Consider the following 1,178-nt stretch of genomic DNA (forward strand, 5'->3'; position numbering starts at 1 on the left):
GGAGTCCCAACCATTCATTCTTCGCACCACCACCGAGGTAGGCGGCATTGAGCCCGATCAGCCACAGGACAGACGCCACGAGCAGCGCGAGGCGCCACACTGGCAAGAAGAGAAACTTCAGTCTTTGGGTCGCGTTGCTCACTGTGTGCTCCCGATCTGCCTAGCGGCACGCGTATGTATCGAAATACGGAATTGGTGCCGTGACGGGGGTGGTGGTGATTGTCAGTTGTAAGCACCTCTTGGGACGTGAGTTCTGCGCGACACCGGCGGTGTACACGGCAGGGGCGCTCAAGCCGAAGCAAACCGCAGCAAACGCCGCCGCACCAACTGAACCGCCGGCGGCAGCACCCGCCAACCCGCACACAGCGGTCAGCCCAGTGGCACCCCACCCACCCGACGCAATCGTCGCGGTCTCGGCCCGGTTCCATCGGATGCGCGACTGGAAGGGGTTAATTGTTGTGAAGGTCGGGTCCGCCACGACTGGATACGAAATGTCCGGGGCACTTAAGTCAAGAACCTGTACAACAGCATCATCGGCGAGGATGTAGCGTGTCGGGACGTTGTCGCCCTGCGAATCGACAGCCCAGGGCTGCTGGATGACTGCAACCTCGACGGAAGCGGACACCAAAGTGCCTGTTTCCGGGTCGACCGCCTCGATGGACTGAAACAGAGATATGGTCCCGTCGGTGTTTACTTCGGGATCTATCCCGTCCTCAAGCGGGTATGAAAATTCGTTGCCCGCACTCGAGTCGTCAAGAATCGTAGAAACCCGCACGCCATTTATCAGCGGCTGCACGGATACGTCGGCAGATTCCCCGATCCCGTGATAGACAGTCGAGCCGTCGTTGCCTAGCTCCCCATCGACAGTTAATGCCTCTAGAGGGAGGGCGAAATTGAGTTGCGTCCCATCTGAAACATCGACGATAATCGCCTGGGTTGAATCGCTTGGAACCGAGACGTCAACCTCGGGCGCGGCAGAATCAACCTCGTGAACTGGCACGCTTGCGATCGCTGATTCGACTAGGTCTGCCACTGCTCCAGTCGGATCTTCAGAGGCGTTGGCGACGCCACTCGAGGCGATTGTGGAAACGATGACCATGCCGATGAACCAGACACCTATCGTTGGTTTCTTGTAGTTCATTTCATCTCCGTTGATGTGATGGCGAAACTACGTTTTT

At 58.1% G+C, this 1,178-nt stretch carries 1 protein-coding gene; it reads right to left on the reverse strand.

The genetic code is table 11. The features are described 5' to 3' along the window. Positions 1-160: 160 nt before the first annotated feature. On the reverse strand, positions 161-1,141 hold the full coding sequence (locus JF66_RS18495) for a hypothetical protein (RefSeq protein WP_035880315.1): 981 nt from the start codon (positions 1,139-1,141) through the stop codon (positions 161-163). Between the last annotated feature and the right edge of the window lie 37 nt (positions 1,142-1,178).

It is taken from the genome of Cryobacterium sp. MLB-32, from assembly GCF_000738085.1.
In the GTDB taxonomy this organism is placed as follows: domain Bacteria; phylum Actinomycetota; class Actinomycetes; order Actinomycetales; family Microbacteriaceae; genus Cryobacterium.

Coding starts and splice junctions, on each gene's coding strand:
- JF66_RS18495 (WP_035880315.1), bottom strand. CDS start 1,141: ATGAACTACAAGAAACCAACGATAGGTGTCTGGTTCATCGGCATGGTC.